The 14,534-nt window shown below is 71.9% G+C and carries 9 protein-coding genes; 1 reads left to right on the top strand and 8 read right to left on the bottom strand.

The annotated features are described in order from the left end of the window. Positions 1–56: 56 nt before the first annotated feature. The 3 genes from ACZ470_RS31190 to ACZ470_RS31180 all read right to left on the bottom strand — a co-directional run bounded on the left by ACZ470_RS31190 (position 57) and on the right by ACZ470_RS31180 (position 4,929). On the bottom strand, positions 57–1,349 hold the full coding sequence (locus tag ACZ470_RS31190) for a M50 family metallopeptidase (protein WP_468432681.1): 1,293 nt from the start codon (positions 1,347–1,349) through the stop codon (positions 57–59). Between the two features lie 8 nt (positions 1,350–1,357). Continuing rightward, on the bottom strand, positions 1,358–2,620 hold the full coding sequence (gene dxr, locus ACZ470_RS31185; protein ID WP_468432612.1) for a 1-deoxy-D-xylulose-5-phosphate reductoisomerase: 1,263 nt from the start codon (positions 2,618–2,620) through the stop codon (positions 1,358–1,360). 350 nt (positions 2,621–2,970) lie between these two features. Beyond that, the gene (locus ACZ470_RS31180; RefSeq protein WP_468432610.1) at positions 2,971–4,929 is read right to left on the bottom strand and encodes an acyl-CoA dehydrogenase family protein; all 1,959 of its coding nucleotides are present in this window, start codon (positions 4,927–4,929) and stop codon (positions 2,971–2,973) included. A 345-nt stretch (positions 4,930–5,274) separates the two neighbouring features. On the opposite strand from ACZ470_RS31180, the gene ACZ470_RS31175 reads away from it, so the two are divergent. Further along, positions 5,275–6,285, top strand: a complete 1,011-nt coding sequence (locus ACZ470_RS31175) for a LacI family DNA-binding transcriptional regulator (protein WP_468432608.1) — start codon at positions 5,275–5,277, stop codon at positions 6,283–6,285. Between the two features lie 47 nt (positions 6,286–6,332). Here ACZ470_RS31175 and ACZ470_RS31170 read toward each other — a convergent pair whose 3' ends face one another. From ACZ470_RS31170 to ACZ470_RS31150, 5 genes are all read right to left on the bottom strand, one after another. Beyond that, a complete protein-coding gene (locus ACZ470_RS31170; RefSeq protein ID WP_468432606.1) occupies positions 6,333–7,175 on the bottom strand; it encodes a dioxygenase family protein in 843 nt (280 codons plus the stop codon). Positions 7,176–7,376: 201 nt separating this feature from the next. Further along, positions 7,377–8,090, bottom strand: coding sequence for a glycoside hydrolase family 12 protein (locus tag ACZ470_RS31165; RefSeq protein WP_468432604.1), 714 nt, complete (start codon positions 8,088–8,090; stop codon positions 7,377–7,379). Positions 8,091–8,125: 35 nt separating this feature from the next. Continuing rightward, complete coding sequence (locus ACZ470_RS31160; RefSeq protein ID WP_468432602.1) at positions 8,126–10,336, bottom strand: glycosyl hydrolase family 95 catalytic domain-containing protein; 2,211 nt, start codon at positions 10,334–10,336, stop codon at positions 8,126–8,128. Continuing rightward, positions 10,333–12,303: a beta-galactosidase gene (locus ACZ470_RS31155; protein ID WP_468432600.1), complete on the bottom strand. Its 1,971-nt coding sequence runs from the start codon at positions 12,301–12,303 to the stop codon at positions 10,333–10,335. Before ACZ470_RS31155 ends, ACZ470_RS31160 begins: the two co-directional genes overlap by 4 nt. Beyond that, complete coding sequence (locus ACZ470_RS31150; RefSeq protein ID WP_468432598.1) at positions 12,303–14,489, bottom strand: 1,4-beta-glucanase; 2,187 nt, start codon at positions 14,487–14,489, stop codon at positions 12,303–12,305. Before ACZ470_RS31150 ends, ACZ470_RS31155 begins: the two co-directional genes overlap by 1 nt. Positions 14,490–14,534 lie beyond the last annotated feature (45 nt).

Raw genomic sequence — 14,534 nt, 5'->3', positions numbered from 1 at the left:
GCCCGGAACCACAGGGTTCCAGGCCGTCGTGAACGACAGGTGTCGTCTCCTGGGACCTATGAGATCCGTACCGGGTTCACCACGTCGGCGATCAGGACGAGGATCGTGAAGCAGACGAAGATCCCGGCCACCACGTAGGCCACGGGCATCAGTTTCGCCACGTCGAACGGGCCCGGGTCGGGGCGGCGCAGCACCCTGGCGAGGTTGCGGCGCAGCGACTCCCACAGGGCGCCCGCGATGTGTCCGCCGTCGAGCGGCAGCAGCGGGAGCATGTTGAACAGGAACAGGGAGAGGTTGAAGCCCGCGAGCAGCATCACGAACATGGCCATCTGCTGGGAGGCGGGGATCTCGAGGGTGGCGATCTCGCCGCCGACCCGGGCCGCTCCGACGACACCCATCGGGGAGTCGGGTTCGCGCGGGCCGTCACCGAAGGCGGCGTCCCACAGGGCGGGGATCTTGGACGGCAGGGCGGCGAGGGAGTCGACGGCGTCGCCGACCCGGTCGGTCATCCAGACCACGGAGTCCCCGAGGTCCTGTTTGACGACACCGGTGGCCGCGCTGAAGCCGAGGAAGCCGGCCTTGACGTACTCGCCCTCGACGTAGGCGCCGTTGCCGTCCTTCTTGGCGACCATGTTGGTGGCGATCTCCGCCCGGAGGGTCACCTCCCGGCCGTCGCGGTCGACGACGATCGGCACGGTCTTGCCGGCGCTGTCGCGGATGAGGTCGGAGAGGGTGCCCCAGTCGTCGGTCCTGACCCCGCCGAAGGCGACGATCTTGTCGCCGGCCTTCATGCCCGCCGCCTCGGCCGGGGACTCAGGGTCGGACTTCTTGCACTCGTCGCGGTTCTCGCTCTGCGAGATGACGCAGGGGGAGACGGAGCTGACGGTCGTGGTCTGCTGCTGGATGCCGAAGCCCATCAGCACGATGAGGAACAGCACGACGGCGAGGATCAGGTTCATGAACGGGCCCGCGAACATCACGATGACCCGTTTCCAGGGCTTGCGCGTGTAGAACAGGCGGTTCTCGTCGCCGGGCCTGAGCTCCTCGAAGGCGGCGGAGCGGGCGTCCTCGATCATGCCGCGCCAGGGCGAGGTGGAGCGGGCCTCGAGCCGCCCGTCGGGGCCGGGCGGGAACATGCCGATCATGCGGATGTAGCCGCCGAACGGGATCGCCTTGACGCCGTACTCGGTCTCGCCCTTGTTCCGCGACCAGAGGGTCGGGCCGAAGCCGACCATGTACTGCGGCACGCGAATGCCGAACATCTTGGCAGTGGACAGGTGTCCGAGCTCGTGCCAGGCGATCGAGAACAGCAGGCCGGCCGCGAAGACGACTATGCCGAGGATGAACATCAGGGTCGTCATGCACGCGCCTCCGCGCTCGCCGTCCGGGCTGTCAGTTCCCGGGCCCTCGTGCGGGCCCAGGTCTCCGCTTCGAGGACGTCCGACACGGTCAGTGAGGTTCCCGTCGCCGGGGTGCCGTGTTCCTCGACGACCCGGGTGACGGTCTCCATGATCCCGTTGAAGGGCAGCGCGCCGGCGCGGAACGCCTCCACGCACTCCTCGTTCGCGGCATTGAACACCGCCGGGGCGGTTCCCGCGAGCTCTCCCACGTGCCGGGCGAGGTTCACCGAGGGGAACGCCTCGTTGTCGAGGGGGAAGAACTCCCAGGTGGACGCCTTGCTCCAGTCGAAGACCGGGGCTGCGTCGGGGACCCGTTCGGGCCAGCCGAGACCGATGGCGATGGGCCCCCGCATGTCCGGGGGGGTCGCCTGGGCCAGTGTCGATCCGTCCGTGAACTCCACCATCGAGTGGACATACGACTGCGGGTGCACGACGACCTCAATGCGGTCGAAGGGAATGTCGTACAGCAGGTGCGCCTCGATGACCTCCAGGCCCTTGTTGACGAGGGTCGCGGAGTTGATCGTGATGACCGGCCCCATGGCCCAGGTGGGGTGGGCGAGGGCGTCCTCGACGGTGACGTTCGCCAGCTGTTCCTTGGTACGGCCGCGGAAGGGGCCGCCGGAGGCGGTGACGACGAGCTTGCGGACGTCCGCGCGGGTTCCGGCGGCCAGCGCCTGGAAGAGGGCGGCATGCTCGGAGTCGACCGGGATGATCTGGCCGGGCTTGGCCAGCGCCCTGACCAGGGGGCCGCCGACGATGAGCGACTCCTTGTTGGCGAGCGCGAGGGTGCGGCCCGCTTCCAGGGCGGCGAGGGTCGGGGCGAGTCCGATGGAGCCGGTGATGCCGTTGAGGACGGTGTGGCACGCGGATGCGGCGAGGTGGGTGGCCGCGTCCGGACCGGCCAGGATCTCGGGCAGCGGCTCCCCCGCGTCGTACTGCGCGGACAGCGCCTCGCGCAGCGCCGGTACGACGTCCTCCCGGGCGACGGCGACCGTGCGCACCCGCAGCCGGCGGGCCTGCTCGGCGAGGAGGGCGACCCGGCCGCCGTTGGCGGAGAGGCCGGTGACCCGGAAGCGGTCGGGGTTGCGCAGCACGAGATCGATGGCCTGGGTGCCGATCGACCCGGTGGAGCCGAGGATCACCACGTCCTTCGGGCCGTCTCCCGCCAAGGGGTCGTACACCAGGTGCGGGTCGGCGAGGGGAGCTGGAGCGTCGGTCATGGACCCCATTGTGTCGGGTCCCGCGCACCGTCGGGGCCCCGCCCTGGCGGGTCGGGCGTGTGTTCCAGGCCCGCCGGTGCGGGAGGGACCGGTTCCCCGGACGGTCCCTCCCGTCCGCGCGACCAGCGGATCGGGCGGTGGGGCGGCCGGATTCCCCGCCCGGCCCCTCCCTCCGCCCCTGCGGGTCGACGGGTGGGCCGACGCCCCGTGCACGGCCGGTGGGCGAGCCGCCGCTCAGTCGGTCACCAGGCCCGCGGGCGAAGCGTCGAGGGCGTGTGCGATCAGCAGCAGGTCGTCGAGATCCGCGTCCGGGTCTCCGCAGACGAGAGGAACCGTGGGTCTCTCCTGTGTCAGCGGATCGGGCGGTGGGCGTTCTCCCGCTCGGAAGGGCCCGGAGTGGCGTCCGCGATCCAGGGGCCGTCGTCCGAGGGGTCGACGACGCCCTGCTCCAGCCACTCGTACGCGCCACCCAGCACGCCCTTGACGACCTTGCGGTCGACGTCGTCGGTGTTGGTCCACAGCCGGTCGAAGAGCTCCTCGACACGGACGCGGGCCTGGCGGCAGAAGGCGTCGGCGAGCTGGTAGGCCTCGCGGCCGTGGTCGTCGCGGCTCCGCAGGAGTTCGGCGCGGACGCAGGCGGCGCTCATCGCGAACAGTTCGGCGCCGATGTCGACGATCCGGCCCAGGAAGCCCTGCTTGGTCTCCATCCTCCCCTGCCAGCGGGACATGGCGTAGAAGGTGGAGCGGGCCAGCCTGCGGGAGCTCCGCTCGACGTAGCGCAGGTGCGGGGACAGGTCGACGCCGTGCTTGAACTCGCCGTAGGCGCCGGGAAGCTGTCCGGCGCCCGCGACCAGTTTCGGCAGCCACTTGGCGTAGAAGACGCCCGCGTTGGCACCGGCCTTCGCCTTGTCGCCGAGGGACTTCTCGGGGTCGATCAGATCGCCGGCGACCGAGAGGTGGGCGTCGACGGCCTCACGCGCGATCAGCAGGTGCATGATCTCGGTGGAGCCCTCGAAGATGCGGTTGATCCGCAGGTCGCGCAGCATCTGCTCGGCCGGGACCGCCCGCTCCCCGCGCGCCCGGAGGGACTCGGCGGTCTCGAAGCCGCGTCCGCCGCGGATCTGGACCAGTTCGTCGGCCATCAGCCAGGCCATCTCCGAGCCGTACAGCTTGGCGAGGGCGGCCTCGATGCGGATGTCGTTGCGGTCCTCGTCGGCCATCTGCGAGGACAGGTCGAGTACGGCCTCCAGGGCGAAGGTGGTGGCCGCGATGAACGCGATCTTGGAGCCGACGGCCTCGTGCAGCGCCACCGGCTTGCCCCACTGCTCACGGGCCGCCGACCACTCGCGGGCGATCTTCAGGCACCACTTCCCGGCGCCGACGCACATCGCGGGCAGGGACAGCCGGCCCGTGTTGAGCGTGGTCAAGGCGATCTTCAGGCCCTGGCCCTCCTCGCCGATGCGGTGCGAGGCGGGGACGCGGACCCGGTGGAAGCGGGTGACTCCGTTCTCCAGTCCGCGCAGGCCCATGAAGGCGTTGCGGTTCTCGACGGTGATGCCCTCGGAGGCCGCCTCGACGACGAACGCGGTGATGCCGCCCCGGTGGCCCTCGGACTTCGGGACCCGTGCCATGACGACGAGGAGGTCGGCGACCACGCCGTTGGTGGTCCACAGTTTCACGCCGTCCAGGACGTAGTCGTCGCCGTCCGGTACGGCGGTGGTGGCCAGGCGCGCCGGGTCCGAGCCGACGTCGGGCTCGGTGAGCAGGAAGGCGGAGATGTCGGTGCGGGCGCAGCGCGGCAGGAACGTCTCCTTCTGCTCCCGCGTGCCGAAGATCTTCAAGGGCTGCGGGACGCCGATCGACTGGTGCGCGGAGAGCAGCGCGCCGATCGCCGGGTTGGCGGAGCCGACCAGGGCGAGGGCCTTGTTGTAGTAGACCTGGGTGAGGCCGAGGCCGCCGTACTTGGTGTCGATCTTCATGCCGAAGGCGCCGAGCTCCTTGAGCCCGGTGATCACGTCGTCGGGGATCAGGGCGTCACGCTCGATCCGCGCGCCGTCGATCTTCGTCTCGCAGAAGTCGCGGAGCTTGGCGAGGAACTCCTCCCCGCGCTGGACGTGCTCGTCGTCGGGCAGGGGGTGGGGGTGGATCAGGTCGAGCCGGAAGCGGCCGAGGAACAGTTCCTTGGCGAAGCTGGGCTTTCGCCAGTGCTGTTCCCGGGCGGCCTCCGCCACCTGGCGGGCCTCACGTTCGGTGACGGTGGGTCGAGACGGGGACCGGGGTGTCTCGGGTGTCTCGGGTGCTGCGGACATGAGGCTCACCTCGCCGCGAATGGGATGGAGTCATTACATTACTGACTGGTGCTACCCGATCGTATGTACCCGATTCGTAGCCACCCCACCACCCTTCGTGCGGCCGTTCGGCCGATACACCGGCCGTCGGGGGTGACGGCCCCGGGGTCCGGCGCCGTCCGCCACTGAGGGACAATTTCCTCCGGCGCGACTTCGCCTTCCGTTCGGGCTGGAGGAAAGCTGTCGAAGCGCTTCGACAGCGCTCTGGACACCCGTCATTCTGTGGGGCTACTGTCGAGCCACCCTCACCGCCCTTACACGTTCTGGCGCATTGTCGAAGCGCTTCAAAAAAGCTTGGAGAACCGGATGGTCACCCTCGCCGAGGTCGCCCAGCACGCCGGAGTCTCCGCGAGCACGGTGAGCTATGTCCTCAGCGGCAAGCGGTCCATCTCCGCCAACACCCGGCAGCGGGTCGAGCGGAGCATCCGCGAGCTCGGGTACCACCCGAACGCCGGGGCCCGCGCCCTGGCGAGCAGCAGGTCCAACATCATCGCGCTGATGATCCCGTTGCGTACGGACATCTATGTCCCGGTGATGATGGAGATCGCCATCGCGGTGGCCACCACGGCCCGCACCCACGGGTACGACGTGCTCCTGCTCACCGGCGAGGAGGGACCGGACGCGGTGCGCCGGGTCGCGGGCAGCGGACTCGCCGACGGCATGATCCTCATGGACGTCGAACTCGACGACGAGCGGCTGCCGCTGCTCCGCGGGACCGACCAGCCGGCGGTGCTGATCGGGCTGCCGGCCGACACCGCGGGGCTCACCTGCGTCGACCTCGACTTCAAGGCCACCGGTGCGCTGTGCGTGGAGCATCTCGCCGAGCGGGGGCACCACGACATCGCCGTCATCGGTGAGGCCCCCGCCGTCTACGAGCGGCACACCGGATTCGCCGAGCGCACCCTGGAGGGTCTGCGCGGCCGGGCGCGGGACCTGGGGCTGCGACTGCTGCACCGGCCCTGCGAGGGCGGGTACGACGCGATGGCCGTGACCCTCGCCCGGATCCTCGACGAACGCCCGGGCACCACCGGCTTCGTGGTGCAGAACGAGACGGCGCTCGAACCGCTGCTCGCCCTGCTGCGGCAGCAGGGCCGGGCGGTGCCCGAGGACGTCTCGGTGGTCGCGATCTGCCCGGAGCAGGTCGCCGTGCAGGCCTCGGTGCGGCTGACGTCGGTCGCCATCCCCGCGCAGGAGATGGGCCGGCACGCCGTGGAACAGCTGGTCGCCAAGCTCGAAGGGCGGGGCGGCGACGAGGTCGTCCTGCTCGCGCCCGAGCTGACGGTCCGGGCCAGCTCGGGCCCGGCCCCCGTCCAGTAGGTCACCCGCCCCTCCCCTCATCGGCTTCGGCGACGACGCTCAGTGCCCTACTCGCGGCGCCACAGCGCGGGCACGTTGGGCGGCTCCCAGCCGGGCATCGAGGTGTGGGCCTGGAGGCAGCGGTAGCCGGCGCCCCCGTAGGTGACCCGGTCGCCCGCCGCGTACGGCCGGCCGGGAGCCCAGCTGCCGCTCGGCGGGTCGGTGGGCGGGTCCGTCGGCGGATCCGTCGGGTCGCCCTCGACGTCGAGCACGAAGTCGAAGGTGCCCTGTCTGCCGCCGCCCGCGTCGCGGACGTTCATCAGCAGCGCCGGGTCGAAGAGCGCGTCCGTGCTGTTGCGGGGCTCGCCCGGGAAGTACAGCTGGGTGGTGAGCACGGGCTCGCCCGGTGCCTGCGCCTTGACGTGGATGTGCCGGGTGCGCCCCGGGTAGAGGCCGGGCACGATCGTGCGCAGGGTGAAGGCGCCGGTGGCGTCGGTGAACTGGTGCCCGCGGAAGGTGTATCCGGCCATGTCGTAGGCGCCCGCGTTGTCGGCCTGCCAGAAGTCGAGCAGGATTCCCGAGAGCGGGACGCAGTTCCGGCCGAAGACGTAGCCGCTGACGGTGAGCCGGGTGCCGGGGGCGCCCGAGGGCACGATGTCGGTGCGCAGCGGTGAGTTGGGCTTGAAGTAGGGGCCCTCCATCTGGTCGGGCGTGGGGTCGTCGCCGTCGTCGCAGTAGGGGGTGGGCGTCAGGGGCCGTCCCTGGGGGCCGGTCTCCCTGGCGAGCGCGACCGTGCCGGTGGCGAGCAACGGGGCGGCGGCTCCGGCGGCGACGGCCGCTCTGAGGAGGCTCTTTCGGCTGATCGGGCGGTCGGCGCCGGTTCCGGGCTCGTCCGGACGGGATGGGGTCATGGCGGTTCCTCGGCTTCTCGGTGGGGGCGGAAGGACGGGGCGTGCCTGATCGCCGGAAAACCTATGCGTCCCCCCGGGGACGAGGACAGCTCCCGTTCCGGCCCCTGCACGGCGTTATGGCCGGGCGCGCAACGGCCGAGCGGCACAAGGCCGCCCGCCCGGGACACCGGTGCGGGCGGCAATGGGCCGGGGTGGCGGTGGCTAACCGCCGGACACCGTCAGGTTGTTGGTGCGGAAGTCCAGCCCGCCGGAGGACGAGGTGATCTCGTAGCCGAACTGCACGTCACCGATGGTCTCGTTGCGCATCCAGCCCTTGGTGTCCTTGATCCACTTGAGGATCGGGAGGATGTTGACGGTGCCGGAGTTCGAGTCCGAGGTGCGCAGGAAGGAGAAGACCTCGTTGGCGCCGTTGTCCCCCTTGTAGACGTTCCAGGTGTGGCCGCCGAGGCTCACCGTGCCCTGGGAGGTGCCGAGCGGGCCCACGGCGCCGTTGTAGTTGACCCAGAGCATGATCTCGTAGTCGTAGTCCGTGTCCCAGATGTCGTACGAGGTGTTGTACGCGCCCGAGGCCGGGACGGTGACGTTGTAGCTGCTGGTGAGCGAACCGAGGCTGGTGATCGACTTGTTGATCACCTTCTTGGCGTTCGGGTAGGACTTGATGCCGCCGGTGTTGGGGTGGTCGGCCCAGGCGCCCCAGTTGGTGCCGGAGTTGGCCCAGACGCACTGGGCGCCGGCGCCGGAGCCCCAGATGTTGTTGTAGAGGGTGTAGCCGTTCAGGCTGGTGTTGCCCCACTGGTCGCAGGAGCTCCACACGGCGGCGTGTGCGGGGGCGGAGGCGAGTCCGACCGTCGCGCCGAGCGCGAGGGCGGGCGCCAGCAGGATCCTGGTGATCCTGCGCGAGGTGCTTGGTGCCATGGTGATCCTTCCATGGGTGGGGGGAATCGCGGGGGTCACCGCGTCTTCACCGTGAGGACGCGGTCTTCTCCGGCGACGAGGTCGAGCGGCTCGGCGCCGGCGGAAGTCCACAGGTCGATGCGGTGGGTTCGGGTCGGCCGGAGGTGGGCGGTGGCGCCGTCCGGGCTCCAGGTGAGGTCGAGTGCGGCGCCGAAGCGGGTGCGGACGCCGTTCAGCCGGCCGCGCGGATACGCGGGGAGCGGCGCGGGCAGCAGGACGAGCCGGTCGGGGGTGGACTGGACGAGCGCCTCGATCAGCACGGCGGGCAGGGTGTGGGCGGCGTCGGCGTTGTAGACGTGCCGGCGCGGGTAGTGGGCGCTCATCAGGGAGGCGTGGAAGAAGTCGCCGTCGAGGACCTGGCCGAGGGCGTGGGCGACCCGCTCGCCGTCCCGGAGCCGGGCCGCGATCAGCGCGTGGTGCAGATGGCCGTGCGCGGAGTCGTTCTCGGCACCGCGCAGTTCGAGCGCGCGGTGGGCGGCGGCGGCCAGGTCGGGGGTGTCGTACGGGGTGATCTCGTCCAGTGGCCAGACGCCGTAGAGGTGGCTGAGGTGGCGGTGGTCGTAGGAGTCCTCCAGGCCGGGCCACGCCCATTCGGCGAGCGCGCCGTCGGCGTTGATCCGGTGCGGCGGGAGGCGCTCGGCGAGCGCCCGCCAGCGGTCGGCGTGCTCCGGGTGGTACGCGGCGGCGGTCAGCAGGGCGTGCCGGGCGGCGGAGAGGTCCATGGCCGCGTTGACCGCGCCCCAGCTCGCGTTCGCGGGACGGTTCTCGGGCGAGTAGGAGGGAACGACGACCAGCCGTCCCTCGCTGTCGGTGCGGGTGAGGAAGTCCTCGTAGAACAGGGCGACTTCGGCGAGCGCGGCGGCGGTGCGCGGGTCGCGTTCGCCGCGGGTCTCGTCGTGGTCGACGAGCGGCTTGAGCAGCCAATCCGCGCCCGCCGTCCACAGGTGCAGCGGGTACTCGCGGCTGAAGTGGTACGAGTGCCCGGACTCGCCGTCGCTGTGGGCGGGCGCGACGACGCCCCGGGTGCCGAAGACCGCGCGGGCGTTGTCCCGCCAGTCGGGCAACTGCCGCTGGACCAGGGCGGCCAGGGCTTCGGTGACCTCGGGGAGGGCCGCGGCGGAGGCGGAGGCGGTCTGGAGGTTGAGGTTGGCGTCGTGAGTGAAGGCGCCGGACCAGGCGGTGTCCCAGTCGCCGGTCCACAGTCCGGTGAGCCGGGGCGGGAGGAGCCCGCTGGAGGACAGCAGGTGGTAGCGGCCGGCCGCGAAGAGCCGTTCGAGGAGGGCGGCGCCGCGCGGCCGGGTGAGCAACACCGAGCCGGGCAGGGCCCGTTCGTCCGGATCGGCGGCGAGGTCCAGGGTGACGCGTTCGTAGGCGGCGCGGTGCGGGGGGAGATGGCGGGCGAGGAGGTCGTCGTACGAGATCCGCCCCTCGTCGAGCAGATCGCGCAGGGCGCGGCCCTCGGCGACCACGTCGGCCTCCCCGGTGTGCCGTCGCACCCGGGTGAGCAGCAGGACGGAGCGGGCGCCCGCGATCCGCGCGCCCGGCGGGGCCAGCGCCGTCCGGCCGCCGGTGACGGCGACGAGCGTGACGCCGGTGCAGGCGAGGTCGCTGCCCGGGTAGCGGGCGCGCAGGGTCAACAGGGCACCTTCGGGGGTGAGGACGGCGCCGTGGCCGACGCCCAGGCCGGTGCGGACGCCCGGGAGCCGGTGGTCCAGGGAGATGTCGAGGGTGAGTCCCGGGCCGGTGACGTGCTGGACGATCACGTCGTCGGCGCGGGAGACGAAGACCCTGCTGGACCAGTCGGCGCCGGTCGCCTCCGCGACACCGGTGGCGAAGTCGAGCGTACGGCGGAAGTCGTCCCGGCCCCGGCCGTCGTCCGGGCGGCGCAGGCGGATCTGGAAGGCCGGGTGGAAGGGCCGCACCCACTGGAGCGGACGGCCGTCGGTGAAGCCCTCGGCGGCGGTCGTGTCCCCGGACAGCAACCGGTCCTGGACGTCGGACAGTTGGTCGGCCAGCAGGGGCGGCAGCCGGTGCCGCTCGTCGCCGTCGCCGGGGCGGACGAGGGTGTGATGGGTGACGATGGTCCGGTCGTCGTTCGGATCTCCGAACACAAGGGCGCCGTGGTGCCCGTTGCCGCTCAGGAAGGCGTCCTCCCAGCGGGCGGCCGGGCGTGGCTCCCAGGTTCCGTGGACGGGCGTGGTGCTCATGACCTCAGCACCGCCACGCCGTGACGGCCGAGGGTGATCCGGTCGGTCACGGTGGTCTCCGTCAGCAGGTCGCGGTGGGTGCCCGGGACGTCGACGGCGACCGGCTCGCCGCCGTGGTTGAGCAGGAACAGCAGCTCACCGCGCCGGACCGCCTCGATCCCGTCCGGGAGTCCGTCGAGCACGGGCCGGACGCCCGCACCGGCGGCGACGCGGGCCAGCAGCGCGCGCAGCGCCTCCGGTTCGGGGAGTGTCGACACGTACCAGGCGCGGCCCTTGCGCAGCACGGCGGGCAGTCCGTCGAGTTCGCCGCCCTTGTACGGGACGGTCTCGTCGGCGGTGCCGTCGGGCTCCAGTTCCTCGGACCACAGGGTGCCGCGCAGGCCGCCCGCGCAGTCGGCGGTCTCCCCCGGGTCCAGCGGCCACCACTCGTGCAGGGTCCGGATGCCGAAGAGCTCGCGCAGCCGGGCGTCCATGCCGCCGGGCCGCACCCGGTCGTCCTGGTCGGCGACGCCGGTCAGGAAGCCGCAGACGAGGGTGCCGCCGCCGCGTACGTACGCCAGGAGGTTGTCGACGGCCGCGTCGGTGAGGAGGTAGAGCTGCGGGACGACGACGAGCCGGTAGCCGGACAGGTCGTGTTCGGGGTGGGCGAAGTCGGTGGTGAGGTGGGCCTGCCAGAGAGCGCGGTGCCAGGCGCTCAGGACCTCCGGGTAGTCGACCTCGCGGGAGGGCCGGGCCTCCTGGTCGCCGGCCCACCAGGAGTGCCAGTCGTGCAGCACGGCGACGTCCGCGGTGACCGGTCCGCCGGTGACGTGCGGGGCGATCCGCGCCAGGTCCGCGCCGAGCCGCTTGACCTCCTGGTACGTGCGTCCCTGCTCGCCGGCATGGCCGACCATCCCGGAGTGGAACTTCTCCGCGCCCTGCCGGGACTGGCGCCACTGGAAGTAGCAGACGGCGTCCGCGCCGCGCGCCACCGCCTGGAGGGACCACAGTCGGTTGAGGCCGCGCGGCTTGGGGTGGTTCACCCCGCGCCAGTTCACCGGCCCGGCGGCCTGCTCCATGAGCATCCAGGGGCCGCGGGCCTGGGAGCGGGTCATGTCCTGGACCAGGGCGCCGGCCTGCGCGCCGAGGGGGTCGCGCGGGTCGGGGTAGAGGTCGACGGAGACGACGTCCTCCTCCTCGGCCCAGCGCCAGGCGTCCTGGCCGGCCCACAGCGGCATGAAGTTGGTGGTGACCGGGAGGTGCGGGGTGTGGCGGCGGACGATGTCGCGTTCGGCGGTGTAACACTCCAGGAGCATGTCGGACGTGAAGCGCTTGAAGTCCAGTACCTGGGTGGGGTTCTTCAGGTAGTGCGCGTGGCGGGGCGGCAGCACCTCGGCCCAGTCGCCGTAGCCCTGGCTCCAGAAGGCGGTGCCCCAGGCGGTGTTGAGGGCGTCGAGGGTGCCGTAGCGGTGGCGCAGCCAGTCACGGAACCGGGCGGCCGCCTCGTCGCCCCAGTCGGAGGTGCAGTACTCGTTGTTGATGTGCCACATCGTGAGGGCCGGGTGTCCGGCGTAGCGGGCGGCCAGGTCCTCGGTGATGGCGGCGGCGTAACGGCGGTAGGTGGCGCTGGAGTGGGAGAAGTGCTGGCGTCCGCCCCACCACTCGGTCCGGCCGTCCGCGTCGCGGGGCAGGGTGTCGGGGTGGAGCCGGCCCATCCAGGGCGGCGGGGAGGCGGTGGGGGTGGCGAGGACGACGCCGACGCCGTTCTCGTGCATCAGGTCCATCAGCCCGTCCAGCCAGCCGAAGTCCCGCTCCCCCGGGCGGGGTTCGAGCTTCGACCAGGAGAAGACGCCGAGGGTGACGGAGTTGACGCCGGCCGCCCTCATCAGGCGGACGTCCTCGTGCCGGACCTCCTCGGGCCACTGCTCGGGGTTGTAGTCGCCGCCGTAGAGGATCCGGCCGCGGGTGGCGTCGCTGAGGTTCGGCATCAGACGGGCTCCCCGTACTGGATGCCGCGCCCGTTGGTGGCGAGGTAGACCCGGCCGTACACCCGCGGGTCGCCGGTGATGGTCTCGCCGGTCCACCCCCACTGGTGGTCGTCGTCGTTGACGCGCACCCAGGTCCTCGCCTCGTCGTCGGAGCGGTACACGGCGGTGATCGCCTCGGTCGAGCCGACCTGGTAGACCGCGGGGTAGTCGGCCCCCGCGGCGGCCTTGCCGAAGCCGACGGTGTAGGAGGCCCAGCAGCTGTCGACCTTGGTGAAGGTGACACCTCCGTCGGTGGACCGGTACAGCCCATTCCACTTGGTGCTCAGCCACAGGTCGCCGCTGCGTCCGGGCGCCGCGACCACCTTGAACTGGCTGTCACCGGCGGGCAGTCCGGTCGCGCGGGCGGTGAAGGAGCGTCCGCTGTCCGTGCTGGCGAGCAGCGTTCCCGTGTCGGTGTCGTACGCGTAGAAGAGCGTCGGGTCGGCCGGGTCGGCGACCGGTGTGGTGCCCTTGGGGAAGGAGGGGATCTCGGCCCAGGTGGTGCCGTTGTCCGCCGAGCGGTGGGCCGGGTACCTGGTGCCGTCCCAGTGCACGAAGGACCACAGGAGCACGCTGCCGTCGGCGTTGGTGGCGATCGGCCCCGGGGCGTCCTTGGCGATGCCGGGCTGGGCCGCGAAGGGCGCCCAGGTCCGCCCGCCGTCGTGGGAGTACGCGCCGTTGCCGTGGTCGCCCCAGCCCGCCCGGACGACGTACGCCGGTCTGCGCGCGGCCTGCGCGAGTCCCGTCGCCGACCCGGAGACGGGGTTGGTCGCCATGCCCTGCGCCGGGGACGAGGTGAGCCGCTCGTGGTACATCACCCCGATGTCCCGTGACCCGCTGATCAGGTGCGCCCTCCCGGCCGGGGGCGAGATCAGCTGGGTCACCGACGCCTCCTCCAGGCCGCGGACCCGCGGGGCCCAGTGGCGGAGGTCCCGGGTGCCGTAGAGGGTGGCGCCGGTGCCGTAGACGATGTGCCGCGAGTCGTACGGGTCGAGGGCGAGCGCCTGGATCCACCAGCCGAACTTGGGCTTGTCCTCGCCCCACTCGAGATACGGCGTCTCGGACACGTCGAGAACGGCGTCGTCCTTCAGCGAGCGCCAGCTGCGACCGCCGTCGGTGGACCGGTACAGCGTGTCGACCGCCGCCCAGCGGTTGTTGGTGGAGACGATGACGGTGCCGGGACGGCGGGCGTCGACGGCGACACCGCCGTAGCCGAAGGTGTCGGCGGAGCCCGCGTCGGGCCGCACCGGGGTGACCTCGGTCCACTCGTCGCCGCTGGTGCGCAGCTTGTGCACGCTGCCGTCGGCCTGCCCGTTGGGGCCTGGCGCGTCGGCGTACGTCACGTACAGCTCGCGGGTGTGCCGGTCGTACGCGGCGCGGATCGGTACGCGGGCGGCGGCGCCGGACGGATGCCCGGGGACCGCCTCCCAGGTGGTGCCGTCGGAGGTGCGGAACAGGTTCGCGTCACCGCCGTCGCCCCAGCCGGCGTAGACGGCGCGCCCGGCCGCCACGAGGAGGGTGATCCCCTGACCGGTGGCGGACGGGGTGGCCGGGAAGCCGCTCACCGGCGCCCAGGTGGCGCCCCGGTCGGTCGACTTCAGCAGACCGTCGTGCCGGGTGCCCAGCCACAGGGTGTCGCTGTCACGCGGGTCCACCAGCAGGCGTTCACCCGCACCCCGGCCGTCCTCGTTCGCGCCGAGCTTCACCGTGAGGTCGGTGCGCTGCCAGGTGGCGCCGCGGTCGTCCGAGCGCAGGACGGCACCGTTGTTCGCCCAGGACTGGGCGTAGGTGCCGCAGGCCAGGTACAGCCGGTCGGGATGGGCGGCGTCGACCGCCATGGCCTCGACACCGAGCAGGTTCCAGTCGTCCCACCCGATGTGGTCGAGCAGCGGAATCCACCGCCCGCTCCGGTCGTCCCAGCGGTAGGCACCCCCGATGTCGGTCCGGGCATAGGCGAGCCCGCGCACGGAGGGGTGGAACAGCACACCGGTGATGAACCCGGTCCCCCCGATGACGACGTTGCTCCAGCGGTAGGAGGAGGCCCCGGTGGCCTTCGCCTGACCGGCGAGAACGGGAACACCGGCGACAGCGGCAACAGCCGCCGCTCCGGCAAGAACGGCACGCCGACTCAGGGGGGACGCGAACATGACAGAACCTCGCCTATGAGGGGGGTGAGTGGAGAAACGTGAAGG

This window comes from Streptomyces sp. NPDC031111, assembly GCF_055570675.1.
The sequence above is the reverse complement of the archived record's forward strand: the minus strand, read 5'-3'. Positions and strand labels throughout refer to the sequence as shown.

Coding starts and splice junctions, on each gene's coding strand:
- ACZ470_RS31190 (WP_468432681.1), bottom strand. CDS start 1,349: ATGTTCATCCTCGGCATAGTCGTCTTCGCGGCCGGCCTGCTGTTCTCG.
- dxr (WP_468432612.1), bottom strand. CDS start 2,620: ATGACCGACGCTCCAGCTCCCCTCGCCGACCCGCACCTGGTGTACGAC.
- ACZ470_RS31180 (WP_468432610.1), bottom strand. CDS start 4,929: ATGTCCGCAGCACCCGAGACACCCGAGACACCCCGGTCCCCGTCTCGA.
- ACZ470_RS31175 (WP_468432608.1), top strand. CDS start 5,275: ATGGTCACCCTCGCCGAGGTCGCCCAGCACGCCGGAGTCTCCGCGAGC.
- ACZ470_RS31170 (WP_468432606.1), bottom strand. CDS start 7,175: ATGACCCCATCCCGTCCGGACGAGCCCGGAACCGGCGCCGACCGCCCG.
- ACZ470_RS31165 (WP_468432604.1), bottom strand. CDS start 8,090: ATGGCACCAAGCACCTCGCGCAGGATCACCAGGATCCTGCTGGCGCCC.
- ACZ470_RS31160 (WP_468432602.1), bottom strand. CDS start 10,336: ATGAGCACCACGCCCGTCCACGGAACCTGGGAGCCACGCCCGGCCGCC.
- ACZ470_RS31155 (WP_468432600.1), bottom strand. CDS start 12,303: ATGCCGAACCTCAGCGACGCCACCCGCGGCCGGATCCTCTACGGCGGC.
- ACZ470_RS31150 (WP_468432598.1), bottom strand. CDS start 14,489: ATGTTCGCGTCCCCCCTGAGTCGGCGTGCCGTTCTTGCCGGAGCGGCG.